Annotated in this window: 34 protein-coding genes; 7 read left to right on the top strand and 27 right to left on the bottom strand. The window is 55.0% G+C overall.

The genetic code is table 11. The features are described 5' to 3' along the window. The first annotated feature begins 52 nt into the window (after positions 1 to 52). The 7 genes from ALFI_RS08530 to ALFI_RS08500 all read left to right on the top strand — a co-directional run bounded on the left by ALFI_RS08530 (position 53) and on the right by ALFI_RS08500 (position 11063). Positions 53 to 3166, top strand: a complete 3114-nt coding sequence (locus ALFI_RS08530) for a SusC/RagA family TonB-linked outer membrane protein (protein WP_014775498.1) — start codon at positions 53 to 55, stop codon at positions 3164 to 3166. 12 nt (positions 3167 to 3178) lie between these two features. Then, positions 3179 to 4990: a RagB/SusD family nutrient uptake outer membrane protein gene (locus ALFI_RS08525; RefSeq protein ID WP_009597203.1), complete on the top strand. Its 1812-nt coding sequence runs from the start codon at positions 3179 to 3181 to the stop codon at positions 4988 to 4990. Positions 4991 to 5009: 19 nt separating this feature from the next. Then, entirely contained in the window at positions 5010 to 6554 is a 1545-nt protein-coding gene (locus ALFI_RS08520; RefSeq protein ID WP_014775497.1) for a calcineurin-like phosphoesterase C-terminal domain-containing protein, read from the top strand. A gap of 24 nt (positions 6555 to 6578) precedes the next feature. Beyond that, entirely contained in the window at positions 6579 to 8282 is a 1704-nt protein-coding gene (locus ALFI_RS08515) for a hypothetical protein (protein WP_009597174.1), read from the top strand. 78 nt (positions 8283 to 8360) lie between these two features. Next, complete coding sequence (locus ALFI_RS08510) at positions 8361 to 9449, top strand: sugar phosphate isomerase/epimerase family protein (RefSeq protein ID WP_014775496.1); 1089 nt, start codon at positions 8361 to 8363, stop codon at positions 9447 to 9449. A gap of 271 nt (positions 9450 to 9720) precedes the next feature. Beyond that, a complete protein-coding gene (locus ALFI_RS08505; RefSeq protein ID WP_032558195.1) occupies positions 9721 to 10245 on the top strand; it encodes a helix-turn-helix domain-containing protein in 525 nt (174 codons plus the stop codon). Beyond that, on the top strand, positions 10176 to 11063 hold the full coding sequence (locus ALFI_RS08500; RefSeq protein WP_117615371.1) for an IS3 family transposase: 888 nt from the start codon (positions 10176 to 10178) through the stop codon (positions 11061 to 11063). Before ALFI_RS08505 ends, ALFI_RS08500 begins: the two co-directional genes overlap by 70 nt. A gap of 85 nt (positions 11064 to 11148) precedes the next feature. Here ALFI_RS08500 and rplQ read toward each other — a convergent pair whose 3' ends face one another. The 27 genes from rplQ to rplW all read right to left on the bottom strand — a co-directional run bounded on the left by rplQ (position 11149) and on the right by rplW (position 25503). Further along, positions 11149 to 11754: a 50S ribosomal protein L17 gene (gene rplQ / locus ALFI_RS08495; RefSeq protein ID WP_009597587.1), complete on the bottom strand. Its 606-nt coding sequence runs from the start codon at positions 11752 to 11754 to the stop codon at positions 11149 to 11151. Positions 11755 to 11756: 2 nt separating this feature from the next. Next, the gene (locus ALFI_RS08490) at positions 11757 to 12749 is read right to left on the bottom strand and encodes a DNA-directed RNA polymerase subunit alpha (protein ID WP_009597697.1); all 993 of its coding nucleotides are present in this window, start codon (positions 12747 to 12749) and stop codon (positions 11757 to 11759) included. Between the two features lie 24 nt (positions 12750 to 12773). Beyond that, positions 12774 to 13382: a 30S ribosomal protein S4 gene (rpsD, locus tag ALFI_RS08485; RefSeq protein ID WP_009597605.1), complete on the bottom strand. Its 609-nt coding sequence runs from the start codon at positions 13380 to 13382 to the stop codon at positions 12774 to 12776. Between the two features lie 49 nt (positions 13383 to 13431). Continuing rightward, a complete protein-coding gene (gene rpsK, locus ALFI_RS08480) occupies positions 13432 to 13821 on the bottom strand; it encodes a 30S ribosomal protein S11 (protein WP_009597689.1) in 390 nt (129 codons plus the stop codon). Positions 13822 to 13834: 13 nt separating this feature from the next. Then, positions 13835 to 14215, bottom strand: coding sequence for a 30S ribosomal protein S13 (gene rpsM / locus ALFI_RS08475; protein WP_014775495.1), 381 nt, complete (start codon positions 14213 to 14215; stop codon positions 13835 to 13837). Positions 14216 to 14252: 37 nt separating this feature from the next. After that, positions 14253 to 14369 (bottom strand): type B 50S ribosomal protein L36, encoded by a 117-nt coding sequence (gene ykgO / locus ALFI_RS08470; protein WP_010262443.1) that lies wholly within the window; start codon positions 14367 to 14369, stop codon positions 14253 to 14255. Between the two features lie 20 nt (positions 14370 to 14389). Then, positions 14390 to 14608, bottom strand: a complete 219-nt coding sequence (gene infA / locus ALFI_RS08465; RefSeq protein ID WP_009597667.1) for a translation initiation factor IF-1 — start codon at positions 14606 to 14608, stop codon at positions 14390 to 14392. 6 nt (positions 14609 to 14614) lie between these two features. After that, on the bottom strand, positions 14615 to 15391 hold the full coding sequence (gene map, locus ALFI_RS08460) for a type I methionyl aminopeptidase (protein ID WP_009597701.1): 777 nt from the start codon (positions 15389 to 15391) through the stop codon (positions 14615 to 14617). A 28-nt stretch (positions 15392 to 15419) separates the two neighbouring features. Next, positions 15420 to 16796 carry a preprotein translocase subunit SecY gene (gene secY, locus ALFI_RS08455; RefSeq protein WP_009597575.1) on the bottom strand — a complete coding sequence of 459 codons (1377 nt, stop codon included), beginning with the start codon at positions 16794 to 16796 and terminating at the stop codon, positions 15420 to 15422. Positions 16797 to 16818: 22 nt separating this feature from the next. Next, a complete protein-coding gene (rplO, locus tag ALFI_RS08450) occupies positions 16819 to 17265 on the bottom strand; it encodes a 50S ribosomal protein L15 (protein WP_014775494.1) in 447 nt (148 codons plus the stop codon). Positions 17266 to 17292: 27 nt separating this feature from the next. Beyond that, positions 17293 to 17535, bottom strand: coding sequence for a 50S ribosomal protein L30 (gene rpmD, locus ALFI_RS08445; protein ID WP_009597624.1), 243 nt, complete (start codon positions 17533 to 17535; stop codon positions 17293 to 17295). A 14-nt stretch (positions 17536 to 17549) separates the two neighbouring features. After that, positions 17550 to 18068, bottom strand: coding sequence for a 30S ribosomal protein S5 (gene rpsE, locus ALFI_RS08440; protein ID WP_009597688.1), 519 nt, complete (start codon positions 18066 to 18068; stop codon positions 17550 to 17552). A gap of 6 nt (positions 18069 to 18074) precedes the next feature. Further along, complete coding sequence (rplR, locus tag ALFI_RS08435; protein WP_009597644.1) at positions 18075 to 18437, bottom strand: 50S ribosomal protein L18; 363 nt, start codon at positions 18435 to 18437, stop codon at positions 18075 to 18077. A 16-nt stretch (positions 18438 to 18453) separates the two neighbouring features. Further along, on the bottom strand, positions 18454 to 19041 hold the full coding sequence (rplF, locus tag ALFI_RS08430) for a 50S ribosomal protein L6 (RefSeq protein WP_014775493.1): 588 nt from the start codon (positions 19039 to 19041) through the stop codon (positions 18454 to 18456). Positions 19042 to 19066: 25 nt separating this feature from the next. After that, positions 19067 to 19465 (bottom strand): 30S ribosomal protein S8, encoded by a 399-nt coding sequence (rpsH, locus tag ALFI_RS08425; protein WP_009597633.1) that lies wholly within the window; start codon positions 19463 to 19465, stop codon positions 19067 to 19069. 920 nt (positions 19466 to 20385) lie between these two features. Continuing rightward, complete coding sequence (gene rpsN, locus ALFI_RS08420; RefSeq protein WP_009597626.1) at positions 20386 to 20682, bottom strand: 30S ribosomal protein S14; 297 nt, start codon at positions 20680 to 20682, stop codon at positions 20386 to 20388. Positions 20683 to 20685: 3 nt separating this feature from the next. Then, positions 20686 to 21246 carry a 50S ribosomal protein L5 gene (gene rplE / locus ALFI_RS08415; protein ID WP_009597608.1) on the bottom strand — a complete coding sequence of 187 codons (561 nt, stop codon included), beginning with the start codon at positions 21244 to 21246 and terminating at the stop codon, positions 20686 to 20688. After that, on the bottom strand, positions 21246 to 21569 hold the full coding sequence (gene rplX / locus ALFI_RS08410) for a 50S ribosomal protein L24 (protein WP_009597581.1): 324 nt from the start codon (positions 21567 to 21569) through the stop codon (positions 21246 to 21248). The genes rplE and rplX overlap by 1 nt, the downstream gene beginning before the upstream one ends. 20 nt (positions 21570 to 21589) lie before the next feature. Then, positions 21590 to 21955, bottom strand: coding sequence for a 50S ribosomal protein L14 (gene rplN, locus ALFI_RS08405; RefSeq protein ID WP_009597702.1), 366 nt, complete (start codon positions 21953 to 21955; stop codon positions 21590 to 21592). 2 nt (positions 21956 to 21957) lie between these two features. Then, positions 21958 to 22212 carry a 30S ribosomal protein S17 gene (gene rpsQ / locus ALFI_RS08400; RefSeq protein ID WP_009597655.1) on the bottom strand — a complete coding sequence of 85 codons (255 nt, stop codon included), beginning with the start codon at positions 22210 to 22212 and terminating at the stop codon, positions 21958 to 21960. Between the two features lie 12 nt (positions 22213 to 22224). Continuing rightward, complete coding sequence (gene rpmC, locus ALFI_RS08395; protein ID WP_009597619.1) at positions 22225 to 22413, bottom strand: 50S ribosomal protein L29; 189 nt, start codon at positions 22411 to 22413, stop codon at positions 22225 to 22227. A gap of 12 nt (positions 22414 to 22425) precedes the next feature. Next, complete coding sequence (gene rplP, locus ALFI_RS08390; RefSeq protein WP_009597694.1) at positions 22426 to 22854, bottom strand: 50S ribosomal protein L16; 429 nt, start codon at positions 22852 to 22854, stop codon at positions 22426 to 22428. Between the two features lie 27 nt (positions 22855 to 22881). Next, positions 22882 to 23673 carry a 30S ribosomal protein S3 gene (gene rpsC, locus ALFI_RS08385; protein WP_009597687.1) on the bottom strand — a complete coding sequence of 264 codons (792 nt, stop codon included), beginning with the start codon at positions 23671 to 23673 and terminating at the stop codon, positions 22882 to 22884. 4 nt (positions 23674 to 23677) lie between these two features. Continuing rightward, entirely contained in the window at positions 23678 to 24088 is a 411-nt protein-coding gene (gene rplV, locus ALFI_RS08380; protein WP_009597606.1) for a 50S ribosomal protein L22, read from the bottom strand. Positions 24089 to 24095: 7 nt separating this feature from the next. Beyond that, the gene (rpsS, locus tag ALFI_RS08375; protein ID WP_009597568.1) at positions 24096 to 24365 is read right to left on the bottom strand and encodes a 30S ribosomal protein S19; all 270 of its coding nucleotides are present in this window, start codon (positions 24363 to 24365) and stop codon (positions 24096 to 24098) included. Between the two features lie 17 nt (positions 24366 to 24382). Further along, positions 24383 to 25207: a 50S ribosomal protein L2 gene (gene rplB / locus ALFI_RS08370; RefSeq protein WP_009597703.1), complete on the bottom strand. Its 825-nt coding sequence runs from the start codon at positions 25205 to 25207 to the stop codon at positions 24383 to 24385. Positions 25208 to 25212: 5 nt separating this feature from the next. After that, positions 25213 to 25503, bottom strand: a complete 291-nt coding sequence (gene rplW, locus ALFI_RS08365) for a 50S ribosomal protein L23 (protein WP_009597698.1) — start codon at positions 25501 to 25503, stop codon at positions 25213 to 25215. Positions 25504 to 25505 lie beyond the last annotated feature (2 nt).

Raw genomic sequence — 25505 nt, 5'->3', positions numbered from 1 at the left:
GGTGTTTTATCCCAAGACCAAAGACCTTAAAATTTTACTAATTTCACCAACTATGAAAAAACAGCTACGCACCTTAACAAAACTGTTGGCAGCGGTCATCGCATGCTGCCTGAGTGTGGCCGTGCACGCCCAGACGACAGTCCGCGGAACAGTCACCGACGCGGACGGCATGCCTCTCGTAGGAGCTACCGTGATCGTCATTACAGGCACTCAGCCGGGGGGGGGTACCACGACCGATGCAAACGGTAAGTTCGCCATTGCGGCGGCTCCCGGCCAGCGGCTCTCCGTCTCCTACATCGGCTACAAGGAGACTTCGGTCGAAGTAACCACCAAGACCGATTACGACATCCGGCTCGAAAGCGACAATGCGCAGATCGACGAAGTCATCGTCGTGGGCTACGGCACCCAGAAAAAGGTGAACGTGACGGGTTCGGTGGCCACCATCGACTCGAAGGCGTTCGACAAACGCCCGATCGTCTCGACCTCGGCCGCCCTGCAGGGCATGGCTCCGGGCGTCACCGTCACCACGCAGTCGGGCGCACCGGGCGATGACGGCGGCGCGATCCGCATCCGCGGCATCAACTCCTTCGGCGGCAGCTCGACCTCGCCGCTGGTGCTCATCGACGGCATCGAAGGCAGTCTGGACAGCGTCGATCCCAACCTGATCGAATCCATCTCCATCCTCAAGGACGCCGCGTCCTCCTCCATCTACGGTTCGCGCGCCGCCAACGGCGTGATCCTCGTAACCACCAAGCGCGGTTCGAAGGAGCGGTTCTCCATCACCTACAAGGGCTATGTGGGCTGGCAGTCGCCGACCGACCTGCCCGACATGGTCAATGCGCTCGAATTCCGCGAGCTGACACGCGCCATGTACCTCAACGACGGCGTGGACCTCAACGGCGAAAAGCCGGGCAGCACCCCCATTCCCGATTACAACGACGAGGATATGGCGCTATACCGCAAAAACTGGGGCAAGGACCCGGATCTTTATCCCAATACGGACTGGCAGGACGCCGTGCTGACCGGTTCGGGCTTCACCCACAGCCACAATGTTTCGCTCAGCGTGGGCAGCGAGCGCGTACGCATGCTCACCACGCTGGGATACGTGGATCAGGAAGGCATCATCAAAAATGCGGACTTCCAGCGTTACACGTTCCGCAACAACGCCGACGTCAAGTTCAACGACAAACTGTCGATGAAACTCGACCTTTCGTTCTCGAACGACGACCGCAAGGCCTCGCCCTATCAGAGCACGATCTTCAACTACATGAACACCCGTCCGGCCGACATTCCCAACCAATTTTCGACCGGTCTTTACAACGGTCTGGGAATGCAGGGCATGAACCCCGTAGCCCTGATGCTTTACGGCGGCAGCAACAACACCAACACCATACGGCTTTCGGGAGCCATCACGCTGACCTACGAGCCTGCAAAATGGCTCTCCCTGCAGGGTATGCTGGCGCCGCGCTATACGACCACCAACCGCCACAACTGGAAGAAGCCCGTTACAACCTATCAGGACTACAAAGGCACCTCCACGCTGACCTCCGCGTCCTATGCCACCCTCACCGAATCGGGTTCGCGCGCTTTCTACGGCAACTACAACTTTCTGGCAACGCTCAAGTACAACTTCAGCGGCCACGACCTGAAACTGATTCTCGGCGCCGAGCGCAACACGTACGACTATAAATACCTGATGGCCTACCGTCAGGTCTTCAATTACAACTACGATCAGATCGACGTAGGCGAAATCGACAACATGGACAACTCCGGCCGCCGTTACGAGTGGGCCATACAGTCCTACTTCGGCCGTCTGAACTACAACTACAAGGAGCGCTACCTGCTGGAGGCCAACCTGCGTATCGACGGATCGTCGCGCTTCAACAAATCGAACCGCTGGGGCTACTTCCCCTCGGTATCGGGTGCATGGCGTATCTCCGAGGAGCCGTTCATGCAGGATGTCAAACACATAATCGACGGATTGAAACTCCGCGCATCGTACGGTACGCTCGGCAACCAGAACCTTGCCGGCGGCGACGCAGCCAGCTACTATCCCACCACGCAGAACCTCGCGATGGGACAAATCTCGATGAACGACAATATCTACTCGCTCGTCACCCTCAACACGCTGGCCAACCCCGACATTAAATGGGAAACCACCACGATGCTCGACGTCGGCGTGGATTTCTCGCTTTTCAACAAGCTCAACATCACGGCCGACTGGTACCGCAAGGAGACCAAGGACATTCTGATGAAACTCGACATGCCCCTCGGCATCGGTCTCAACGCTCCCTACCAGAATGCGGGTAAGGTCCGCAACACAGGCTGGGAGGTAAGCGTAGGTTACAACAACCAGTGGCGCGACTTCTCGTTCGGCGTGCAGGCCAACCTGTCCGACGTCAAGAACGAAATCCTCGACATGCGCGGCAAGACCTCGACCAGCGGCGTGCTGCGCAATCAGGAGGGTTATTCCATCGGCAGCATCTATGCGCTGAAAAGCCTCGGCATCATCCGCACGCAGGAGGAGGCCGACTGGGTCAACGCCAACTGTCCGCAGTTCAAGGAAACCGTCCAGATCGGCGACATCCGCTATGCCGACATCGACGGCAACAACTCGATCGACGAGAACGACAAAGACATCGTCGGCAGCACGATCCCCCGCTACACCTACAGCCTGAACCTGAACTTCGGCTGGAAAGGGCTGCGTCTGGGTCTGCTGTTCCAAGGCGTCGGCAAAACGGACGGTTATCTGAACACCTATTACGTAATGCCCAGCAACCAAGGCGGTACGTTCCGCAAGGAGCACCTCGACTGGGCGAGCGCAGAGAATCCCAACGGCAAGACTCCGCGTCTGACGAGTGCGAACAAAAACAACTGGTACGACTCGTCGTTCTGGATGAAAAGCGCCGCTTACCTCCGTCTGAAGAACATCCAGCTGGGCTACGAACTGCCCAAGTCGTGGATGCACCGGATCGGTCTCAATTCGGCCTATCTTTACGTCAATGCGCAGAACCTCTTCACGGTCACCAACTTCTGGGACGGCTACGACCCTGAGGTGGGTTACGGAGGCGATTCGAGCGGCGACTTCGACGTCGTGAAACTCGGCTCGGCGAACAACTATCCGCAGGTAAAGATCGTTACGGTCGGACTCGAACTCAAATTTTAACGCATTACAACCATGAAAAACAAAATAATCACCGGCATAGCGCTCTGCAGTCTCTTCATCACGGGCTGCTCGCTCGACAAAGCATATCTCAACGGTCCGAATGCGTCCACGTTCCCGGCTACGAAATCGGAGGTGGAAGCGGGCGTCTTCGCGACCTACAAGGGCCTTACCCTGATCGACGCATCCTCGACGCCGTTCCCCGGCATTCAGGACAATGCTTCCGACATCGGCGCATCGCGTATCAACGCCGCCAACTACAACTACCAGCAGCAGTCGAAACTCCCGCCTTCGAACGCATGGGTGACTAAGGTCTACACCCAAATCTACAAAACCGCAGCCCGCGCCAATCTCGTACTGGACGGCATCGACAACGTCCGCGAGCTGATGAGCGAGCAGGAGTACAATATGTATAAAGCCGAGCTGCTGCTCGTCCGCTCCTTCCTCTACGACTGGGGCTGCCAGCTTTACGGCGACATCCCCTACATCGACCACACCCTGAAATTGGGCGACACCTACACGCGCACGCCGAAAGAGGAGGTGATTTCACGGATTCTCAACGAAGATCTTGCGGACGAAATGCTCGACTTTCTGCCGATCCGCCACAACAAGAACAGCTACGGATCGGCACGTCTGGGACGCGCAGGCGCCTACGGACTCAAAGCCCGCATCTGTCTGAACTGGAAATATTACGAAGAGGCGGCCTATTATGCCGACAAAGCGCTGAAGCTGGCCGAAGAGGGCGGATATTCCCTTCAGGCATACGACATCCGCTACTGCGGCGAAGACCACACGAAGGGCGAACCCACTCCCTCCAACCTGTTCGGCATCAACGGTCACAAGAACAGCGACGAATGGATTTGGGCCTTGCAGTACAATACGGCAATCTCCAGCAACCAGCACAATGCCGGCTATTATGCGGCGCCGCGTATCGCAGGCGGCTGCTCCTACTTCAGCCCGACGCAGGCTTTCCTCGACGCCATCCAGTGCACGGACGGCAAGTCGATCGTGGAATCGCCCCTGTTCGATTACCAGAATCCGTGGAAGAACCGCGACCCGCGTCTCGATCTCTTCTGCGTACGTCCGGGTTCCCGCGTACTGGGCATGCAGTTCGAGACCAATCCTTCCGCCCAGACCATCAAGAACTACAATGACAAAGAAGAAGGCGTAGACGTCGCAAACTCGGAAGCCTACGGCAGCAAATCGGAATACGGCGCCAACGGTTCGAAAGGCCCGTGCGGTTACTTGTGGCGCAAATACCTCGACATTCAGGAGTACAAATACAACAATGCATTCGGCACCAGCTCGGTATGCGTGCTGAGCTATCCGCTGATGCGTCTGGCCGAGCTCTATCTGATCCGCGCCGAAGCCAACATCGAGTGGAACGGCGGCGACCTCAGCGTCGCCAAAGCCGACATCGAAACGATCCGCAGCCGCGCACACATGCCCGGTCTCAGTGAAAACCTCAGCCGCGACGGCCTGCGTTCGGCACTGCGCTACGAGCGTATGGTCGAACTCTGCAATGAGGGTTTCCGCTGGTTCGACATCCGCCGCTGGGATATGGCCGAATCGGTCATCTCCGGAACGCTCTACGCACCGGCTCTCGACGGTTCGGTATCGAACGCCGTACCGACGATCGACTCCGACTGGCACGTAACTTACAATGGCCAGACGTTCGACGGCAAGGATATGAACCTGCGCAGATTCATCACGATGTCCTACGACCCGATGAAAGACGCCCTGTGGCCCATTCCGGAGGACGAGCGCATCGCCAATCCGCTGATAACCCAGAACCCCGGTTATGCCGGCCATTCAATCGAGGAATAACAATAAAAACAAACACACTATGATACAACGGCTATACAGACTGCTGCTTCTCTTCTGCTCGATCGCGGTTTTCGCGGCCTGCTCGGACAGCGACGGCAATGACAATAACGGCGGAAACGGCGGAGAGATCGTTCCCGACGGCGGCGACACCTACGGATATGTCACGGGCGCAAACGGCAACCCCGTTCCGGGGGTTGTCGTCAGCGACGGCTTCACCTGCACGCAGACCGACGCCGAGGGCCAGTATGTGCTGACCCGCAACGCGGAATCGGGCTTCGTCTTCTACTCCCTGCCTTCGGGCTACAAGGTCAACATGCACAAGACCTACAAACTGCCCAAGTTCTTCACCAAACTCAAACCGGAAACCGCCCGCTACGACTTCACGCTGACGGCGCTGGACGCTCCCGAAACCCGGTTCGATCTGATCTGCATCGGCGACCCCCAGATCAACGAGGCGGCGCACGCCGTCCGGTTCAAGCGCGAAGCGGCCAAGGACATCCGGGAGTATTCCTCCTCGGCCGACATCCCGTGCTACGCCATCCACCTCGGCGACTTGGTGAACAACAAATGGGCGCTCTACAGCAACATGGTGGTGGCCCTGCAGCCCGAACAGACGGGAATCCCCGTATTCTCGACCATCGGCAACCACGACCACGAATTCCCGACGGCCAACGAGAAGGAGGCCCGCGCGAAATACGAAAGCTTCTTCGGTCCGGTGGACTATTCGTTCAACCGCGGCGACGTGCATATCGTATCGATGGACAACATCATCCACGAATGTCAGGAGAGCGCGGGTTACACCGGCGGTTTCAGCGCCGAGCAATACGAATGGCTGAAGCAGGACCTGAGCTATGTTCCGAAGGATAAAATGGTGATCCTGTGCGTTCACATTCCCTTCCGCAACAGCAATTACGCCTACTACGACGAAGTGCTGGAGCTGCTCTCGCAGTACAAATACGCAACGATCATGTCGGCCCACACCCACTCGAACATCAACCACATCCACACCAAGAACGGCAAGGAGATCTTCGAGCACATCACGGGCACCTCCTGCGGCGCATGGTGGCGCTCGACCGTCTGCACCGAAGGCACGCCCATCGGCTTCGGCATCTACCGCATCGACGGGGCCGCGATGAAGGAGTGGACCTACAAATCGGTGCAGCACGACGAAGAGTTCCAGATCCGGCTCTACCGCGGTTCCGACAAATTCACCGGCGGCGGCGACGCTTCGTACTACTTCTCGAAGAAAAACGCCGGCCAGATCGTCGCGAACATCTGGAACTGGGACCCCGCTTGGACCGTCAATGTCTATGAAAACGGCGCGAAAACCGGCACCATGACCCAATATTCGGACAAGGACGCATGGACGGTGGCCTATCACATCGGCATCCTGAACAACAGCAGCAGCTACAACAAGTCCACGGATCACATGTTCTATTACACGCTGACGAATCCCGCTGCGGACGTAAAGGTCGAGGCGATCGACCGCTTCGGCAACAAATACGAACAGACGGTCTTCACCGACCCCGATTCGCATCCCGGCATATATCATCTGGATTATTAAAAACAGACTAAGAACCGAACCTATATGAAAAAGTTATTATTATTCCCCTGCCTGCTTCTGGCGCTCGGCCTGAGTTCGTGCGAATCGTCGGACGACGAAATCATGAGCATCGAACTGGTCAGCCCCAAAAAACTTGCGGTTACGACCGAGTTGGCGACAGCCTCTTTCAAATGGGATGCCGTCGCAAAAGCGGAAGGCTATGCCTATGCTTTGGACAACTCCACCGAATACACGACCATCGACGCAGCGACCACAACCCTGAAGCTGACCCGACTCTCGCGCGGTTCGCATACGTTCCGCATCTATGCCGTCGGCAATCAGGAACACACGACCGACTCGGCCGAACGCACCGTCGATTTCGACATCGACCCGACGCTTCCGACCCCGGCCCCGTCATGCACCAGAGGCGAATCCGCAGACGAGGTCGTCGTCACATGGCAAGCCGTCAAAGGCGCCATCGGCTATGCCTACAAATTCAACGACGAGACGCAATGGACCGAAGTCGGAGCCGACGTATTGAAAATCACCAAGAGCGGATTCGATCCGGAAGCGAAAAACACCTTTACCATATACGCCAAGGGCCAACTGCCCGATTCGGAGGATTCGGAGGAGCTTACGCTTCCGTTCCAGCTGATCGACACTTCGGAGGGCGTATGGGCAAGGACTTCCGACGGAAGCCTGTACGAACTCAAAGAGTCGGAATCCGGCATCTATACCGCTGCGATCACCTGCAAGGCCTCGGACGACATCACCATCCTGATTGAGAACACGCCTTACGGGTTCACCGCTTACAGCGGCAACGGCGGCATCGGAACCGTAAACAGCGTTTATGCGACCGTCCCGTTCTACACCTACCCGGCGGCCGTATACTACGTGCGGGAAAGTCTCGGACAAATGACGGCCAAGACCGAAGATGCTGATATAAATAAATTCTGGGTCAATGTTTCGGGATCGACCTGCAAAATAGACGTCGAGATCGACTGCACCAACGCCGACAAGACTCCGCGCTATCGCCTGAAACTCGTCGAGAACGAAGATCCGTCGATCATTCTGGAACAGTATTTCGATCTGATGGTATACGGAGGCGACTGGATCCAGACGGGGAAAGTGGCAAGCAGCGGCAGAAAACTGGCATCCACGAGTCCTGCGGCCATCGACGGCACCGAACCTGCCACGGCTACTGCAAGTTACACGACGTTCGGCATAAACATCAGTTCCGACAAGGATGCGGCACCGGCCTATCTCGCAAACCGGGGACTAACGGATTGGGGCATCAAATACTGTTATGAGTTTCCGGGATATGTCCGTCTCTCCAATTCGGCTTCGGGTTCGAATATGTATTACGGAGTGCTGACCACGCCCAAACTGTCAAAACTGACCGCGGCATCGATCGTCACCGTCACATTCGACGCCGTCCGGTTTGCATCGGAACACGACATTCCCGTCAAAGTACTGAATGCCGGAACAATCGCTTCGGCGCAAGTGGTCGTCGAAGGCAGCGGTTCGGCCGCATCGATCGCTCCGGAAAGCGGCGGCAAGTCGATCAATATCACATCGGCGCACTGCCCCAAACACGGAAACGAGGCCTTGAAGAAATGGTCCAATTTCTCGATAACCATCGAAGGCGCGACGGCGGAAACCCAGATATGCTGGGATACGACAGGTGCAGGATCTACCAGCGCCAACGGCCGTATCTGTCTGGACAACATCGTCGTCAGGAAAAACTAAACGAACACTTTCACACGATCCGGCGGGCGGAGGGACAATCCCCCGCCCGCCGATCGTTTACAATCAACCTCCTGCAAAATGAAAAAAACGCGGATACTTCCGCTGCTGGCCGTCGCGCTCCTCTGCAACTGCGGAGGCTCCGACGACAAGGAGCCGGGAGCGGGCGAGGGCAACGGCAGCATCACGGTCGTCGAACCGACGACGGCGTTGGGCGCCCCGAACGACGACATCTCCCTGCTGCAGCTCAAACCGGGCAAACTGATTACGCTCAAACAGGTCAACACGACCAACTGCAAACGCGCCGCGGCGGCCGGCATGTGCATCGACATCATGGCGCAGGACGCCACCGTCTTCGCCGAAGGAATGACCGACGCGAAACTCGACGCACTGTTTTCCGAGGCGGGAGCGGCAATCGGCTCCGCCGCGGCAAACCTGTGGGGCGTCCATCTGCCCTATGGGACATACGACATCTCGGCGACCGACGAAGCGGCCCGCACGACGGCCGTAGCAAAACTCAGAACCGTGATAAACAGCGCCATGAAACACATGTCGCCCAAGCATTTCGTAATCCACCCCTCGACCGGCACGATACTCACCACCGGAAGCGACTTCGCGGCACGCAAGGCCCAGAGCCGGAAATCGCTCCGGGAATTGCAGACCCACATCGCTTCCTGCAATTCGACGTACGGCCTGAGCACGATTCTCTGCGTGGAAAACTGTCCCCGGAGCGTCGCTTACGATGCCGAAACGACGCTCGCCCTGCTCAGCGGCGAAGGGCTGGAGCAGGTGCGCGTCTGCCTCGATACGGGCCACGCCCTGATTCCGCTGAACGGGTCGTATATCAATCCCACCAAAAACGGCGACGCCGTCGCCATACTCCGAAAGCTCGGCACACGCCTCGGCACGCTGCACATCCAGCAGAATCCCGGCGCCGAAGGGCAATCGGGCACGCTGGACAAGCATTTGCAGCCTTACACCGGCGGTCTGATCGACTGGGGAGAGTTCTATTACGAACTGCTGAAAAACAACCGTTACCGCGGCTGCTTCCTCTACGAAGTCTCCTTCACGGACACCTACGACGGCACGACGGCCACGATCGAATCCGCCAAAGCGAATTACACGGGCCTCGTCTATCCGGCCTTCACCCATAGGCTGAACCGCCAATAGGTCCCCGGCAGCCGGACGACGGACGACGGACGGACAAGGGACAAGGGAATGTCTCCGAACCGGCAAAGTTTCCGCCCGCCGGCAGGAGTAACGGACAAACCATCCGCCGCACTCCTCCCGCACGACAACGAATCTTTCCGCCGAACGACAAATCCTTTCACACAAACGACAAATCCTTCGCATAAACGACAGATTCACCCGCACAAACGACAAAAATCCGGACACCCATTGTACTGCACCCCAAAAGTTGGACACTTTTGGGGTGTTTTTTATGAAATATAATTATGAGATTCGTTTAAAGGCCGTAAAACTGGTACTCGAAGGCGGACTTTCGGTTAGGGAAGCCGGATGTCACTTGGGCTGTGGCCGCTCGCAAGTTCACTTGTGGGTAACATTATTCGAGCGCCATGGCCTTGCCGGCCTTAAGCTGCGCCACGGTAGCTACAGTGCAGAATTTAAGTTGTCAGTTTTGAAGCATATGCACCAAAATCATCTATCTTTGCTGGAGACAGCAGTGCATTTCGGCATTCCGGGCCCTTTTGTTATTCGTCAATGGGAGCGGCTCTATCAAAACCAAGGTGCTGAAGGCCTGCGGCGTAAACCGCAAAGAAGGAGGCCGGCCATGAGTAAATCGAAGACTAAAAAAGTCAAACTCAAAACGACTCCGCACGAAGAGTTGCTTAAGGAACTGGAGTATCTTCGTGCCGAGAATGCTTACTTAAAAAAATTGCAGGCCTTAGTCGAGGAGCGCATTGTCCGCGAGAGCGGGAAAGAGCCCAAGCCATCGAAGGACTAAGGCCGCAGTGCCGGCTTTCAGTATTGCTCAAAGCCGCAGGGATGGCGCGAAGCACATTTTATTATCACTTCAGAAAATCAAAACAACCCGATAAATATGCTCGCGAAAAAGAGAGTATTATAAGGTTATATCACGAACATAAGGGGCGTTATGGTTATCGGCGCATTACCGTTGAAATGAATAAGATCGGATATGCGATAAATCACAAAACCGTACTTAAGCTGATGAATATTTGCGGGATAAAAAGTCAGGTCAGGCTCCGTAAATACTGTTCATACAAAGGACAGATCGGACGGATAGCGCCCAATCTTCTGCAACGCGACTTTGCAGCCGAAAAACCGAATCAGAAGTGGGTTACTGACCTTACGGAATTTTCGGTTTGCGGCGTAAAGTTATATCTATCGCCGATTATGGACTTATATAACCGGGAGATTATTAGCTATAAAATAGCTGAACGCCCTAACTTTATGCAGATCATGAAGATGCTGGACGATGCGTTTGCCAGAATACCGGATTCTCCGGGTATTGTCTTGCATTCCGACCAGGGCTGGCAGTATCAGATGAAGCAGTATCAGCTCCGTTTAAGACAGAAAGGTATTACACAGAGCATGTCGCGCAAGGGTAACTGTCTGGATAACGCTGCTATGGAAAGTTTCTTTGGATTATTGAAGTCCGAATTATTATATTTGCAAAAATTCTCATCCATAGACCATTTCCGAAAAGAATTGGAAGAATATATCGACTACTACAATAACAAGCGGATAAAGAAATACTTAAACAACATGAGCCCGGTACAATACCGAACTCATGCCATCTAAACAAATACTAATCCGTCCAATATTTGGGGTGCACTTCACATCGGGGTATCCGGATTTTCCGATCGTTTTCCGATTAAACGGAAAACTACATTTTCTTGCCCACGTTGGTCTTCTTGGCAACCTTCGGAGCGGCAACCTTGGCCGCTTTGGGAGCGGCCGGTTTCGCAGCCTTCGGAGCAGCGGCCTTCTTGGGTGCGGCTTTCTTGGCTTCGCCCTCGACAACGGTAGCCTCCTCGACAGCGTCGGTCTTCTTCGCTGCGGGTTTGCGCGAACGGCGCGTCTTGGGTTTAGCCTCGGCAGCGGCTGCGGGAGCGATGCCCAGCGTGTAAGCGTCGTTGAAATCGACGAACTCGATGATGCACATGTCGGCAGCGTCGCCCAGACGGAAACCGGTCTTCAGGATGCGGGTGTAACCGCCCGGACGATCGGCGATCTTCGGCGCGATGGTGCGGAACAACTCGGTTACGGCCTCTTTCTGCTTGAGGTACGAGAAAACGATACGGCGCGAGTGCGTCGTGTCGTCCTTCGACTTGGTCACCAGCGGTTCGATGAACTGGCGAACGGCCTTGGCTTTGGCAACGGTGGTCTCGATACGCTTGTGCAGGATGAGCGACGAAGCCATATTCGACATCAACGCTTTACGGTGTCCCGCCTGACGGCCAAGGTGGTTAAAATTCTTATTGTGTCTCATAATTAATCTTTGTCAAGTTTGTAGATTGATACGTCCATACCGAACTTAAGGTTGAGCGAGGTCAGCAGCTCGTCAAGCTCCGTCAAAGACTTCTTGCCGAAGTTGCGGAACTTCAGCAGGTCGTTGCGGTTGAGCTTCACGAGGTCCCCCACGGTGTCCACGTCGGCGGCTTTCAGACAGTTCAGGGCGCGGACGCTCAGGTCCTGATCCGAGAGCTTGGTCTTCAGCAGCTGGCGCATGTGGAGTACGTCCTCATCGAACTCTTCGGCGCCGTTGGTGTCTTCCATGTTGACGGTGATCTTCTCGTCGGAGAAGAGCATGAAGTGCTGGATGAGAATCTTCGCGGCCTCTTTCAGAGCCTCCTTGGGGTGAATCGACCCGTCGGTAGTAATTTCCAAATTCAATTTCTCGTAGTCGGTCTTCTGCTCGACACGATAGTTTTCGATGGAATACTTCACGTTCTTGATCGGGGTGAAGATCGAGTCGATCGGAAGCGTTCCGAACTCGCACTCGGCGGGAGTATTCTCCTCGGCGGGTACGTAGCCGCGGCCCTTGCCGATGGTCAGCGTCATCTGCATCTTCGTGCCGGGCGCGAGGTGGCAGATCACCAGATCGGGGTTCAACACCTTGAAGAACGAGAGGTAATTCGAGATATATCCGGCAGTCAGCTCCGTCACACCCGCAACGTTAATGGAGACCTTCTCGGCATCCTGATTATCGACTGTGCGGATAAAACGAACCTGCTTCAGATTGAGGATGATTTTCAACATATCCTCCATCACGCCGGGGATAGCGGCAAACTCGTGGTCGACACCGGCTACCTTGACAGTCGTGATTGCGTAACCCTCCAGCGAAGAGAGCAGAATACGACGCAAAGCGTTACCGACAGTCATACCGAATCCGGGCTCCAGCGGCCGGAACTCGAACTTTCCGAACGATGAAGTGGATTCAAGCATAATAACCTTTTCAGGTTTCTGGAATGCTAATATTGCCATAATATATTTGAATTTGTTTGATTACTACTTCGAGTACAACTCGACGATGAGCTGCTCCTTGATGTTTTCAGGGATCTCCTCGCGCTCAGGCTTCTGCAGGAACTTGCCGCTCATCGAGGCGTTATCCCACTCAAGCCAAGCGTAGCGGCTCTTCGAACCGCCGGCCAGAGATGCCGAAATCACTTCCAGACTCTTCGACTTCTCGCGAACCGACACGACGTCACCCGCACGCAGCGAGTACGAAGGAATGTTCACGACGTTGCCGTTCACACAAATATGGCAGTGCGAAACGAGCTGGCGGGCAGCTGCACGCGTCGGGGCGATACCCAAGCGGTAAACAACGTTGTCCAGACGGCATTCGAGCAGCTTCAGCAGGTTCTCGCCCGTGATGCCGCCCATACGGGCCGCCTGATCGTACGTGCGTGCGAACTGCTTCTCCAGCAGACCGTACGTATACTTGGCTTTCTGTTTTTCGCTCAACTGCGTGCCGTACTCCGACACTTTCTTGCGCTTACGCGCCAGACCGTGCTGTCCGGGAGGAAAGTTGCGCTTTTCGAGCACCTTGTCCGCACCGTAAATAGCTTCGCCGAACTTTCTGGCGATCTTCGATTTTGGTCCTATGTATTTTCCCATTGTTTTGACTTTTTTAAAACCTTAGAAATATTCCTTACCCCGACGCAGATTATACGCGGCGGCGGTTAGGAGCACGGCAACCGTTGTGCGGCAGCGGAGTAACGTCGATGATCTCCATCACCTCGATACCTGCGCCGTGGATGGTGCGCACGGCCGATTCGCGACCGGCACCCGGTCCCTTGACATACACTTTCACCTTGCGCAGGCCCATGTCGTAAGCGACCTTCGCGCAGTCGGCCGAAGCGGTCTGTGCGGCATACGGAGTATTCTTCTTCGAACCACGGAAACCCATCTTACCGGCCGAAGACCAGCTGATGACGTCACCCACCTCGTTGGTGATGGTGATGATCACGTTGTTGAAAGTGGAGTGTACGTAAGCGTTACCCACGGCACCGACCTTAACAACCTTTTTCTTAACTGTTCCAGTTTTCTTTGCCATAATTCTCTAAAGATTACTTTGTTGCCTTTTTCTTGTTTGCGACAGTCTTCTTGCGTCCCTTGCGGGTGCGGGCGTTGTTCTTGGTCGACTGACCGCGAACGGGAAGACCCAGACGGTGACGGATGCCGCGGTAGCAGCCGATATCCATCAGACGCTTGATGTTGAGCTGGACGGCCGAGCGGCATTCGCCTTCGACTTTGATGCCCATGTCGGCAATCGTCGAACGGATTGCGCCGACCTGGTCGTCCGACCAGTCCTGTACTTTGAGGTCGTAGCTGATGCCAGCGACTTCGAGAATCTTGCGAGCCGTCGAACGACCGATACCGTAGATATAGGTCAAGCCGATCTCGCCTCTCTTATTTTTTGGTAAATCTACACCGACTATACGTGCCATATAAATTCTTTTTCTTCTTTAATAAACCGTTTAAACATTACCCTTGGCGCATTTTAAACTTGGGATTCTTCTTGCAAATGACGTAGAGTTTCCCCTTACGCTTCACAATCTTGCAATCCTCGCTTCTCTTCTTGATGGATGCTTTTACTTTCATGATTTTCAAGCAATCTAATGTTATTTGTACCGGAAAGATATACGTCCCTTCGTCAAATCGTAGGGCGTCATCTCCACTTTAACTTTATCTCCGGGAAGGATTTTGATGTAATGCATACGCATCTTCCCTGAGATATGGGCGGTGAGTACGTGTCCGTTGTCCAGCTCGACGCGGAACATCGCGTTGGACAGGGCCTCGATGATCGTGCCGTCCCTTTCAATAGCAGCCTGTTTAGCCATAGAGTCTTACTTGTTAATTGCCTGTTCGATGATACTAAAGTCCGTCAGCACGTCGGGACCGTCTTTTCGGACCGCGACGGCGAACTCGTAGTGCGCCGCGGGTTTGTGGTCGCGCGTGCGGACTGTCCAGCCATCCCTTTCGAAAACCACCGCTTTGGTCCCCATGTTTATCATGGGTTCGATGCAGATGACCATTCCCTCCTTGAGGAGCGGTCCTCTGCCGCGGGCGCCGTAGTTCGGAACACCGGGGTCTTCGTGCATCTTGCGACCCAAACCGTGTCCCTCCAACTCCCGCACCACGCCGTAACCGAAGCTTTCGGCATACTCCTGCACGGCTGCCGACACGTCGCCTACGCGGTTGCCGGCTTTAGCCTGCGCCGTACCTTTATAAAGAGCCTCTTTGGTGACCTCCATAAGCTGCCGTACTTCCTCGGCAACCTCTCCGACGGCGAACGTATACGCCGAATCACCAACAAACCCCTTCATAAACGTACCGCAATCGACCGAAACGATGTCGCCCTCCTTGAGGACGCATTTCGAGGATGGGATACCGTGAACTACCTGTTCGTTTACCGATACACACAACGAAGCGGGAAATCCCTGATATCCGAGGAAGGCGGGAACTGCTCCGTGCGCGCGGATGAAATCCTCGGCAATCGAGTCCAAAAACTTGGTGGTGACACCCGGACGGATGTGGCGACCCACCTCCGCCAGTGTCTTCGACACCAGTATATTGTTCTCGCGGAGCAGCTCTATCTCCTCGTCTGTCTTTATATATATCATTCTTCGCTAAGAACTCTTCGGAAAACTCCTAATGACGCCCCTGAATACGTCCGGTCTTCATCAGACCATCGTAGTGGCGCATCAGCAGGTAGCTCTCGATCTGCTTCAGAGTGTCGAGCACCACGCCGACCATAATCAGCAGCGACGTACCTCCGTAGAAGTAGGCGAACGCCTGCTGTATGCCCAAGAACTTCATCGCCAGAGCGGGCAGAATCGCCACGATGGCAAGGAAGAACGAACCGGGGAGCGTGATACGCGTCATGATGGTGTCGATGTAGTTCACGGTCTGCTTACCCGGTTTCACACCCGGAATAAAGCCGCCGTTTCGCTTCATGTCATCGGCCATCATTTGAGGATTGATGATAATCGCGGTGTAGAAGTAGGTGAACGCGATTACCAGCACTGCAAGCGTGAAGTTGTACCAGAAGCCGGTCATCGAACTGAAGGCAGCCGCGAAAGCCGTCCCGGAGAACAGCGCCGGAATAAACATCAGAGCCTGCGCGAAGATGATAGGCATCACATTCGCGGCATTCATCTTCAGCGGAATGTACTGACGTACGCCGCCGTACTGTTTGTTACCGACGATACGCTTTGCATACTGTACAGGGACCTTGCGGACAGCCTGCACGAGGGCGATCGTCGCCATGAAGACGAGGAACAGGAGCACCAGTTCGAGGATAAGCATGATAGCGCTGCCGCTGGCGGTCTGGAAGCGCGCATTGACCTCGGCCAACAGCGCATGGGGCAGACGTGCCACGATGCCGATCATGATTATCAGCGAGATACCGTTACCGATACCCTTGTCCGTGATCTTCTCGCCGAGCCACATGATGAACATGGTACCCGCGATCAGGATCGTCGTCGCATAGGCAACGAAGCCGAACGAGTTGCCGTAAACGAATGCAGTGGGGACCTGATGATACAGGTTGGCGATATACGCCGGACCCTGCAGGATCAGCACGCCGATCGTCAGAAAGCGCGTCCACTGGTTCATCTTGCGGCGGCCGCTCTCACCTTCCTTCTGCATTTTCTGGAAATACGGGATCATCATACCCATGAGCTGGATGATGATGGAGGCGGTGATGTACGGCATGACTCCGAGCGCAAGAATCGCGGCGTTGCCGAATGCGCCGCCGGAGAATACGTTCAACAGACCCAGCAGTCCGTTGCCCTCCAGCTGGCTGGCGTAAGCCGACCCCTCGCCCAAGGCGTTGGGGTTGATGCCCGGAATCACTACGAAACTACCCAAGCGGTAGACCAGCAGCAGCCCGATCGTGTAGATCACACGTTTGCGCAGCTCCTCGATCTTGTAGATATTCTTGAGCGTTTCAACCAATTTCTTGTTGGTCGCCAAAAGAGCGATTACCACTAAAAAGACGACGCCAACAACGAGATACTGATTCATAATTTTCGGTTTCTAAGGGTTCCTAGAGTTTTTCGACGCTGCCGCCCGCGGCCGTGATGGCCGCTTCGGCGCTCTTCGAGAATGCGTGAGCCTTTACGCTCAGCGCCTTGGTAACAGCGCCGTTACCGAGGATCTTCACCTTGTCCTTCGACGAGATGAAACCTGCGGCGATAAGCGTGTCTACCGTGATCTCGGCGAGCGATTTCTTGGCGGCCAGCTCCTCAAGGGTCGAGAGGTTGATCGCCTTGAATTCAACGCGCTTCAGGTTGGTGAAACCGAACTTGGGGAGACGACGCTGGAGCGGCATCTGACCGCCTTCGAAGCCCAGCTTACGCGAGTAACCCGAACGCGACTGCGCACCCTTGTGACCACGCGTGGCCGTGCCACCGTGACCCGAACCGGCACCGCGACCGATACGTTTGTCGTGGTGCGTTGAACCCTTTGCAGGTTTGAGATTATTGAGTTCCATCGTAAAATTACTTCTTAGCTGTTAAACTTATTCTGCTGCTGCCTCCGTAGCCTCGGCTTTCTTAGCCTTGGGCGCTGCAGCCTTCTTGACGGCTACCTCTTCCACTTTGACGAGGTGCTTCACACGCTCGATCATGCCTTTGATGATCGCCGAGTCGTCGTGCTCGACGCTCGCGTTGATCCTCTTCAGTCCCAGCGCGTCGAGGTTTTTGCACTGACGCTCGGTTGCGCCGATGCGGCTTTTGACTTGGGTGATTTTCAATCTTGCCATTTGTCTCTACGAAATTAACCGTTAAACACCTTGTCCATCGAGATACCGCGCAGGCGGGCGATGCTGTGCGCATCGCGCAGCTCGCAGAGAGCGCCGATGGTAGCCTTCACCAAGTTGTGGGGGTTCGACGAACCTTTGCTCTTGGCGAGCACGTTCTTCACGCCCACCGACTCCAGCACGGCACGCATGGCACCGCCGGCGATGATACCCGTACCGGGAGCGGCCGGGCGGATCATGACGAGCGAACCGCCGAAACGGAGCTCCTGCTTGTGGGGAATCGTACCGTTGATAACGGGGATCTTCACAAGATTCTTCTTTGCGTCCTCCACGCCTTTGGCGATGGCCGACTGAACCTCCGAAGCCTTGCCCAGACCGTAGCCTACGACGCCGTCCTCGTTACCGACGACGACAATGGCCGAGAAACTGAATGTACGACCTCCCTTGGTTACCTTGGTAACACGCTGAATGCTTACGAGTCTGTCCTTAAGCTCGAGATCGCTAGTGCGTACTTTCTTTATGTTGGTATTTGACATAATCGCTTAGAATTTAAGACCGCCTTCGCGTGCTGCTTCGGCCAGCTGTTTAACTCTTCCGTGATACAGGTAGCCGTTGCGGTCGAACGCTACGGACGAAATGCCTTTGGCGGCAGCGCGCTCGGCAGCCAGTTTGCCCACGAGGGCGGCTACTTCGCACTTGTTCTTGCCGGCGGCGGCTTCCGCCACCTCTTTGTCCAGCGAGGATGCCGCAGCCATGGTCACACCTGCAAGGTCATCAATAAACTGCACGTAGATCTGCTTGTTGCTACGATATACAGTCATGCGAGGCTGTTCGGCGGTTCCGCTCACGATCTTGCGGATACGCATCTTGATCCTCTCTCTTCTTTCTATCTTGTTCAATGACATAACTCTAGACTATTTACTATTTAGCACCTGCTGATTTGCCGGCCTTGCGACGCAACTGCTCGCCGACGAACTTGATACCCTTGCCCTTGTACGGCTCCGGCTTGCGCAGCGAACGGATCTTGGCGGCGACTTGGCCGATGAGCTGCTTGTCCATGCTCTTCAGCGTTACGATCGGGTTGCCCTTCTTCTCCGTCACGGCGGTAGCGGTCACCTCCTTGGGAAGCATGAAATGCGTGTCGTGCGAATAACCGAGACTCATTTCGAGAATCTGGCCCTTGACTTCGGCTTTGAAACCGACGCCCACGAGCTCCTGTTTGATTTCGTAGCCCTTCGATACGCCGACGACCATGTTGTTGATCAGCGCGCGGTAGAGACCGTGCAGCGAACGGTGGCGGGGCTGGTTGGTAGGACGCGATACGAGCACGGCGGGAATTTCGTTTCCGGTGTGGATGTCCTTGTGCGTGCCGACCTCTACCTTGATGTCCGAGTCCACTTTCTGACTCAGCGTCCCGAGTGGCCCTTTCACGCTTACCACATTGTCGGCCGAAACCTCTACGGTAACGCCGGCGGGCAGGTTTACAGGTAATTTACCAATTCTTGACATTGTTGTTCTTGTTTAAAAATTTCCGTTAGTAGATGTAGCACAGCACCTCGCCGCCCACGTTTTCCTTACGGGCCTTGGCGTCGGTCATGATGCCTTTCGAAGTCGAGAGCACGGCGATGCCCAGACCGTTCAGCACGCGGGGCATGTCGGCCACCGACACATACTGGCGCAGACCCGGACGGCTCACGCGCTTGAGGTCCTTGATGGCGTTGCCCTTGGTGGCAGCGTCCCATTTAAGGGCGATTTTGATCGACGGGTGACCTTTCTCGTCGGTGTCGAATTTGTAAGCGAGGATGTAGCCCTGCTCGTAAAGAATCTTAGTGATTTCCTGCTTAATTTTTGAGCCAGGAGCTTCAACCACCTTGTGGTTGGCTTTCACTGCGTTTCTAATTCTGGTCAGAAAGTCCGCAATAGGATCAGTCATAACGAATAGAAGTTAAAAATTAATGAATTAGTTAATTATTTGGTCCTCAGCGCCTTGAATCTTTCAACAGACTCGCCGCCGCTTCGGATGTTTTTCGTTTTGCGCCTCTCGTTCAGCGCTTTTGCGCTCTCCGACAGGCCGTTCGGCATGGGGATAAAGCGCGCAAATATACATATTATTTCTCAAAAAACCAAGTTACGAGCCTATTTTCAGCGTTTTAAGTGCCGATGCCGGAATACGGACAATGTTAGCACTGAGGTGTTGCTAACATGCCCCGTACAAAAATTCCCATCGACAACCGTCCGCCTTTTCAGGAGAAGATTCCGTCCGACGACGCTGCGGCAGCTTTCCGCCCGCCCGACACGCCGCATCCGCGTCCACACGCGCCGCCCAGTCATTCAACGGGTTACGCCGTGCCGTACGCATTCTGCGCGGTCTCTCTCCGGCCCCTTGGTCCGAGAAATTTGTAACCAAATGCCTAACCCCTCGATTTCCGCCCCGCCGCCGAGAAGTTACCGCTTGCGGCGGCACTTTCCTCGACATTGCGACGTAACTACTCGGGTTCTGCACCCATATAAGCCCCGATCTCTGCGGTATCGGACTGCGGCACGCTTCATCGGCCTGCGCACAATCGCCGGGTTCACGCTCCGCATTCCGGGTTTCCCCCTCCTGCAAAGCCCCTCTCCGACGCCGGGCCGTCTCAGCGACAGCCGTCCGTCCACGGGCTTGCGCCCTCAAAATCCGGACTCGTATCCGGGATTTCTCCTTCAGATGAGCTTAACCGGCAAACCTTGTCCCTCCCTTCGGACGAACTTAGCCTACCTTAGAGCCTTCATAGCCCTACTCCCCTCCCCCTTCGGATTGCCTCCCGGCAGAAAATGAATTTTCGGATACCGGATATGATCCGGCATCCGAAAATATTACCAGCTTGCTTTCGTAACGCCGGGGATCAGACCCTTCGAAGCCATCTCGCGGAACTGGATACGGCTGATGCCGAACAGGCGGATATAGCCCTTGGGACGGCCCGTGATCTTGCAGCGGTTGTGCTGGCGGATCGGATTCGAGTTGCGGGGCAGCTTCGAAAGCGCAACCCAAGCCTCCTCGTGGTCGATCTCACCGCTCTTCAACTTGGCAGCAATCTCCTCGCGCTTGTGTGCATAGCGGTTTGCGAGTTTCACGCGTTTTACCTCGCGTGCCTTCATTGACTCTTTTGCCATAGCTTATTGATTCTTTTTAGCGTTTTTGAAAGGAAGGCCGAATTCGCGGAGCAGCGCGTAAGCCTCCTCGTCGGTCTTGGCCGTGGTAACGAACGTAATCTCCATACCGAAGATCTTGGTGATCTTGTCGATGTCGATCTCCGGGAAGATAATCTGCTCGGTGATGCCGAGGGTGTAGTTGCCCTGACCGTCGAACTTCTCGTTGATACCCTTGAAGTCGCGGATGCGGGGCAGAGCCACGGCGATCAGACGCTCCAAGAACTCGTACATCTTCGTATCGCGCAGCGTCACGCGCACGCCGATGGGCATGCCCTTACGCAGCTTGAAGTTGGAGATGTCCTTGCGCGAACGCGTCTGCACGGCTTTCTGGCCCGTGATCTGCGTCAGCTCGGCCTCGGCCACGTCGATAAGCTTCTTATCGGCTACAGCCTGTCCCATACCCTGATTGATAACGATCTTCGTGAGCTTCGGGCACTGCATGACGCTCGAATAACCGAACTCCTTCATAAGGGCGGGTTCGATCCGCTCCTTATATTGTGTCTTGAGTGTAGGTACGTATGCCATTATTTGATCTCCTCCCCTGACTTTTTAGCGTAACGGACTAATTTACCTTTTGCATTGAGCTTACGACCGACCTTCGTGGGTTTACCGCTTTTGGGGTCGAGCACCTGCAAGTTCGAGATGTGGATCGCCGCTTCTTTCTCGACGATGCCGCCTTGGGGATTCTGCGCGTTGGGTTTGGTAGCCTTCTTGCAGAGGTTCACGCCTTCGACGATGGCACGCTGCTTCGTAACCTCGACCTTCAGGACTTTGCCCTGCTGGCCTTTGTTGTCACCGGCAATGACTTGGACCATATCCCCTTTCTTAATATGTAATTTCACTGACATATCCGAAATTGTTTTTATGATTACAATACTTCGGGTGCGAGGGAGATAATCTTCATATACTGGTCGCGCAGCTCACGAGCTACGGGGCCGAATATACGAGTACCGCGCATTTCACCCTGGTTGTTAAGCAGCACCACGGCGTTGTCGTCGAAACGAATGTACGAACCGTTGGCGCGTCTGATTTCCTTGGTCGTTCTTACGACAACCGCTTTCGACACGGCGCCCTTCTTGACGTCGCCCGAAGGAGTCGCGCTCTTGACAGCCACCACAATCTTATCACCGATAGATGCGTAGCGGCGCTTGGTGCCGCCGAGCACCCGGATGCAGAGGACTTCCTTCGCACCGCTGTTATCAGCTACTATGAGTCTACTTTCCTGCTGTACCATAATTACTTAGCTCTTTCAATGATTTGTACTAATCTCCAACGCTTCGTCTTGCTCAGCGGGCGGGTTTCCATGATGCGCACGGTATCGCCCTCCTTGCAGGTCTCGTCGAGGCTCTCAGCGACGAACTTCGTCGTCTTGTTGACGAACTTACCGTAAATGGGATGCTTCACTTTGCGTGCGACCGCAACCACAATGGTCTTTTCCATTTTGTTGCTGACAACCACCCCAATACGCTCTTTTCTAAGATTTCTTTCCATAGTTATTCCTTATTAGGCGTTCTTTTGACGCAGGATTGTCAGCATGCGAGCTATATCTCTGCGATTTTTCTTAATGATAGAAGGGTTCTCGACGGGAGACACCGCGTGCTGCACCTTCAGCTTCGCCAGCTGCGCCTTTTCGGTCTCGATGCGCTCCTGCAGGTCCTTGATCGAAATATCCTTGATTTCTGCACTTTTCATCTTGTCGTCTCGTTAGATTGTGGTTTCGACGTAGTCACGCCGTACGATAAACTTGGTGGTAATAGGCAGTTTCTGGGCACCCAGACGCAGGGCCTCCTGCGCGATTTCCAAGGGCACGCCTTCCGCCTCGAAGAGAATACGTCCGGGAGTAACGGGCGCCACGAATCCTTCGGGATTACCCTTACCCTTACCCATACGCACCTCGGCGGGTTTCTTCGTGATGGGTTTATCGGGGAAGATGCGGATCCAGAGCTGACCTTCACGCTTCATGTAACGGGTGATGGCCTGACGGGCCGCCTCTATCTGACGACCTGTGATCCAAGTCGATTCAAGTGCCTTGATTGCGAACGATCCGTATGCAAGTTGGTTACCTCTCTGAGCGATACCTTTCATACGACCCTTCTGCATTCTTCTAAATTTGGTCTTTTTCGGCTGTAACATTGTTGTTTTGCTTTAAAAAGGTCCGACTTACTTATTGTTGTTGTTGCGACGACGGTCACCACCGCGGTCGCCACGGTCGCCGCGTCCTCCGCGACGGTCTCCGCGGCCGCGACGGTCTCCGCGATCACCGCGCTCGCCACGGTCCCCCGAAGGAGCCTGCGCCGATGCGCCTGCAATCTCGAACAGGTCACGCTTGCCGTACACGATGCCTTGGCAGATCCAAACCTTCACACCCAGAATACCCACTTTCGTGAGCGCCTCGGTCAGGCAGAAATCCACGTCGGCACGGAACGTATGCAGCGGAATACGCCCCTCCTTGATGGTTTCGCTGCGGGCCATCTCGGCACCGCCTACACGGCCGGAAACCTGAATCTTGATACCCTCGGCGCCCATGCGCATGGTCGATGCCACGGCCGTCTTCACGGCGCGGCGGAACGATACGCGGCCCTCCAGCTGGCGGGCGATGTTCTGGCCTACGATGACGGCATCCACCTCAGGACGCTTTACCTCGAAGATATTGATCTGAATCTCCTTGCCGGTGAGCTTCTTCAGCTCTTCCTTGAGCTTGTCGACCTCCTGACCGCCCTTGCCGATGATGATGCCCGGACGGGCGGTGGAAATGGTTACCGTAACCAGTTTCAGCGTGCGCTCGATGATGATCTTCGAGATGCTTGCCTTGGCCAGACGGACATTCAGGTATTTGCGGATCTTGGCGTCCTCGACCAGCTTCTCGGAGAAGTCTTTGCCGCCGAACCAGTTGGAATCCCAACCGCGGATGATACCAAGACGATTTGCTATCGGATTAACTTTCTGTCCCATCTGATTACTTGTTTTCTACGGTTACCATTTTATCAACTACGATCGTCACGTGATTCGAACGTTTGCGAATGCGGTGAGCGCGGCCCTGAGGCGCTGCCTGAATACGCTTCAGCATGCGGCCTCCGTCTACGAATACCTCTTTCACGCACAGCTTGGTGTCTTCCAGACGTTCGTTTTCGTTCTTGGCTTCCCAGTTGGCGATAGCCGACTTGAGCAGTTTCTCCATACGGATCGACGCCTCCTTCTTCGAAAAACGAAGGATGCCCAATGCCTTGTTGATCTCGACGCCGCGGATGATGTCGGCCACGAGGCGCATCTTGCGGGGAGAGGTCGGGCAATCACGCAGAACAGCGATTGCTTTCTGCTTCTTCTCAGCCTTGATTTTCTCGGCTTTTATTGCTTTTCTTGCACCCATTTTCTACCTATTTTTTCTTGTTACCTGCGTGACCGCGGAAGTTACGGGTGGGAGCAAACTCACCGAGCTTGTGTCCTACCATATTCTCTGTTACATACACCGGAATAAACTTGTTTCCGTTGTGGACAGCGATCGTCTGACCTACGAAGTCAGGCGAGATCATACTTGCACGCGACCAAGTTTTGATGACCGACTTTTTGTTACCTTCGGCCTGAGCGACGACTTTCGCTTCGAGCTTGGGGTCGATAAACGGTCCTTTTTTTAATGAACGGCTCATTATGTACTCTTATTTAATTATTTTTTCTTCTTGGAAATAATAAACTTCGAGGTCGTCTTCTTGGGATTACGCGTCTTGTAACCCTTGGCCAAGAGACCCTTGCGCGAACGGGGGTGACCACCCGACGCACGGCCTTCGCCACCACCCATCGGGTGATCGACGGGGTTCATCACCACGCCGCGGTTGCGCGGACGACGGCCGAGCCAACGCTCACGACCAGCCTTACCGGAGCTTTCGAGGCTGTGGTCGATGTTCGACACGACACCCACGGTAGCGCGGCAAGTTACGAGTACCATACGAGTCTCGCCCGAAGGCAGCTTGATGATGGCGAATTTGCCCTCACGAGCCAGCAGCTGGGCGTAAGAACCGGCGGAGCGAGCCATCGCGGCTCCCTGACCGGGGTAGAGTTCGATATTGTGGATGACCGTACCCAGCGGAATCTCGCTCAGGAAGAGCGTGTTTCCGACTTCGGGAGCGACGCCTGCGCCGCTTACCACGGTCTGCCCCACTTGGAGTCCGTTCGGTGCGATGATGTAGCTCTTCTCACCGTCGGCATATACCAGAAGTGCAATACGTGCGGTACGATTGGGATCGTACTCGATAGTTTTTACAGTCGCAGCGATGCCGTCCTTGGTGCGTTTGAAGTCGATGTTACGATACATCTGCTTGTTACCGCCGCCGATATAGCGGACCGTCATCTTACCGGAATTGTTGCGTCCGCCCGAATTCTTCTGGGGGCTGAGCAACGATTTCTCAGGCTTATTCGTCGTGATTTCGTCGAACGTACCGATGATCTTATGTCTTGTACCCGGAGTAACGGGTTTGAATTTTTTTACTGCCATCTTCGTTAGATATTACTGTAAAAATCTATCTTATCTCCGTCCTTCAAGGTGACGATAGCCTTCTTGAAGTTGTTAGCGCGACCCTCCAGAAGCCCGGCTTTGGTAAAGCGGCTCTTGAGTTTGCCCATGTAGTTCACGGTGTTCACATTTGTCACGACGACGTTGTACATCTGCTCTACGGCATTGCGAATCTGCAGCTTGTTAGCCCTCACGTCAACGATAAAACCGTAGCGATTCAACTTTTCGCCCTGAATCGTCATTTTTTCGGTCAAAACCGGCTTAATAATAATTTCCATTG

Source organism: Alistipes finegoldii DSM 17242 (genome assembly GCF_000265365.1).
GTDB lineage: Bacteria > Bacteroidota > Bacteroidia > Bacteroidales > Rikenellaceae > Alistipes > Alistipes finegoldii.
This window is presented reverse-complemented; position numbering and strand designations above follow the sequence as displayed.

Bases quoted from the DNA above. Each gene is read 5' to 3' on its own strand.
- infA (WP_009597667.1), bottom strand. From the start codon at position 14,608: ATGGCTAAACAGGCTGCTATTGAAAGGGACGGCACGATCATCGAGGCC.
- rplE (WP_009597608.1), bottom strand. From the start codon at position 21,246: ATGGCATACGTACCTACACTCAAGACACAATATAAGGAGCGGATCGAA.
- rpsE (WP_009597688.1), bottom strand. From the start codon at position 18,068: ATGTCAAATACCAACATAAAGAAAGTACGCACTAGCGATCTCGAGCTT.
- rpsC (WP_009597687.1), bottom strand. From the start codon at position 23,673: ATGGGACAGAAAGTTAATCCGATAGCAAATCGTCTTGGTATCATCCGC.
- ALFI_RS08490 (WP_009597697.1), bottom strand. From the start codon at position 12,749: ATGGCAATATTAGCATTCCAGAAACCTGAAAAGGTTATTATGCTTGAA.
- rpsN (WP_009597626.1), bottom strand. From the start codon at position 20,682: ATGGCAAAAGAGTCAATGAAGGCACGCGAGGTAAAACGCGTGAAACTC.
- rplP (WP_009597694.1), bottom strand. From the start codon at position 22,854: ATGTTACAGCCGAAAAAGACCAAATTTAGAAGAATGCAGAAGGGTCGT.
- ALFI_RS08530 (WP_014775498.1), top strand. From the start codon at position 53: ATGAAAAAACAGCTACGCACCTTAACAAAACTGTTGGCAGCGGTCATC.
- ALFI_RS08515 (WP_009597174.1), top strand. From the start codon at position 6,579: ATGAAAAAGTTATTATTATTCCCCTGCCTGCTTCTGGCGCTCGGCCTG.
- secY (WP_009597575.1), bottom strand. From the start codon at position 16,796: ATGAATCAGTATCTCGTTGTTGGCGTCGTCTTTTTAGTGGTAATCGCT.
- rpmC (WP_009597619.1), bottom strand. From the start codon at position 22,413: ATGAAAAGTGCAGAAATCAAGGATATTTCGATCAAGGACCTGCAGGAG.
- ALFI_RS08525 (WP_009597203.1), top strand. From the start codon at position 3,179: ATGAAAAACAAAATAATCACCGGCATAGCGCTCTGCAGTCTCTTCATC.
- rplW (WP_009597698.1), bottom strand. From the start codon at position 25,503: ATGGAAATTATTATTAAGCCGGTTTTGACCGAAAAAATGACGATTCAG.
- rpsK (WP_009597689.1), bottom strand. From the start codon at position 13,821: ATGGCAAAGAAAACTGGAACAGTTAAGAAAAAGGTTGTTAAGGTCGGT.
- rpsH (WP_009597633.1), bottom strand. From the start codon at position 19,465: ATGACTGATCCTATTGCGGACTTTCTGACCAGAATTAGAAACGCAGTG.
- ALFI_RS08505 (WP_032558195.1), top strand. From the start codon at position 9,721: ATGAAATATAATTATGAGATTCGTTTAAAGGCCGTAAAACTGGTACTC.
- rplN (WP_009597702.1), bottom strand. From the start codon at position 21,955: ATGGTACAGCAGGAAAGTAGACTCATAGTAGCTGATAACAGCGGTGCG.
- rplQ (WP_009597587.1), bottom strand. From the start codon at position 11,754: ATGAGACACAATAAGAATTTTAACCACCTTGGCCGTCAGGCGGGACAC.
- rplR (WP_009597644.1), bottom strand. From the start codon at position 18,437: ATGTCATTGAACAAGATAGAAAGAAGAGAGAGGATCAAGATGCGTATC.
- ALFI_RS08510 (WP_014775496.1), top strand. From the start codon at position 8,361: ATGAAAAAAACGCGGATACTTCCGCTGCTGGCCGTCGCGCTCCTCTGC.
- ykgO (WP_010262443.1), bottom strand. From the start codon at position 14,369: ATGAAAGTAAAAGCATCCATCAAGAAGAGAAGCGAGGATTGCAAGATT.
- rplV (WP_009597606.1), bottom strand. From the start codon at position 24,088: ATGGGTGCAAGAAAAGCAATAAAAGCCGAGAAAATCAAGGCTGAGAAG.
- rplX (WP_009597581.1), bottom strand. From the start codon at position 21,569: ATGTCAGTGAAATTACATATTAAGAAAGGGGATATGGTCCAAGTCATT.
- rpmD (WP_009597624.1), bottom strand. From the start codon at position 17,535: ATGGCAAGATTGAAAATCACCCAAGTCAAAAGCCGCATCGGCGCAACC.
- rpsQ (WP_009597655.1), bottom strand. From the start codon at position 22,212: ATGGAAAGAAATCTTAGAAAAGAGCGTATTGGGGTGGTTGTCAGCAAC.
- rpsM (WP_014775495.1), bottom strand. From the start codon at position 14,215: ATGGCACGTATAGTCGGTGTAGATTTACCAAAAAATAAGAGAGGCGAG.
- rpsS (WP_009597568.1), bottom strand. From the start codon at position 24,365: ATGAGCCGTTCATTAAAAAAAGGACCGTTTATCGACCCCAAGCTCGAA.
- rplF (WP_014775493.1), bottom strand. From the start codon at position 19,041: ATGTCAAGAATTGGTAAATTACCTGTAAACCTGCCCGCCGGCGTTACC.
- rplB (WP_009597703.1), bottom strand. From the start codon at position 25,207: ATGGCAGTAAAAAAATTCAAACCCGTTACTCCGGGTACAAGACATAAG.
- rplO (WP_014775494.1), bottom strand. From the start codon at position 17,265: ATGGAACTCAATAATCTCAAACCTGCAAAGGGTTCAACGCACCACGAC.
- rpsD (WP_009597605.1), bottom strand. From the start codon at position 13,382: ATGGGAAAATACATAGGACCAAAATCGAAGATCGCCAGAAAGTTCGGC.
- ALFI_RS08520 (WP_014775497.1), top strand. From the start codon at position 5,010: ATGATACAACGGCTATACAGACTGCTGCTTCTCTTCTGCTCGATCGCG.
- map (WP_009597701.1), bottom strand. From the start codon at position 15,391: ATGATATATATAAAGACAGACGAGGAGATAGAGCTGCTCCGCGAGAAC.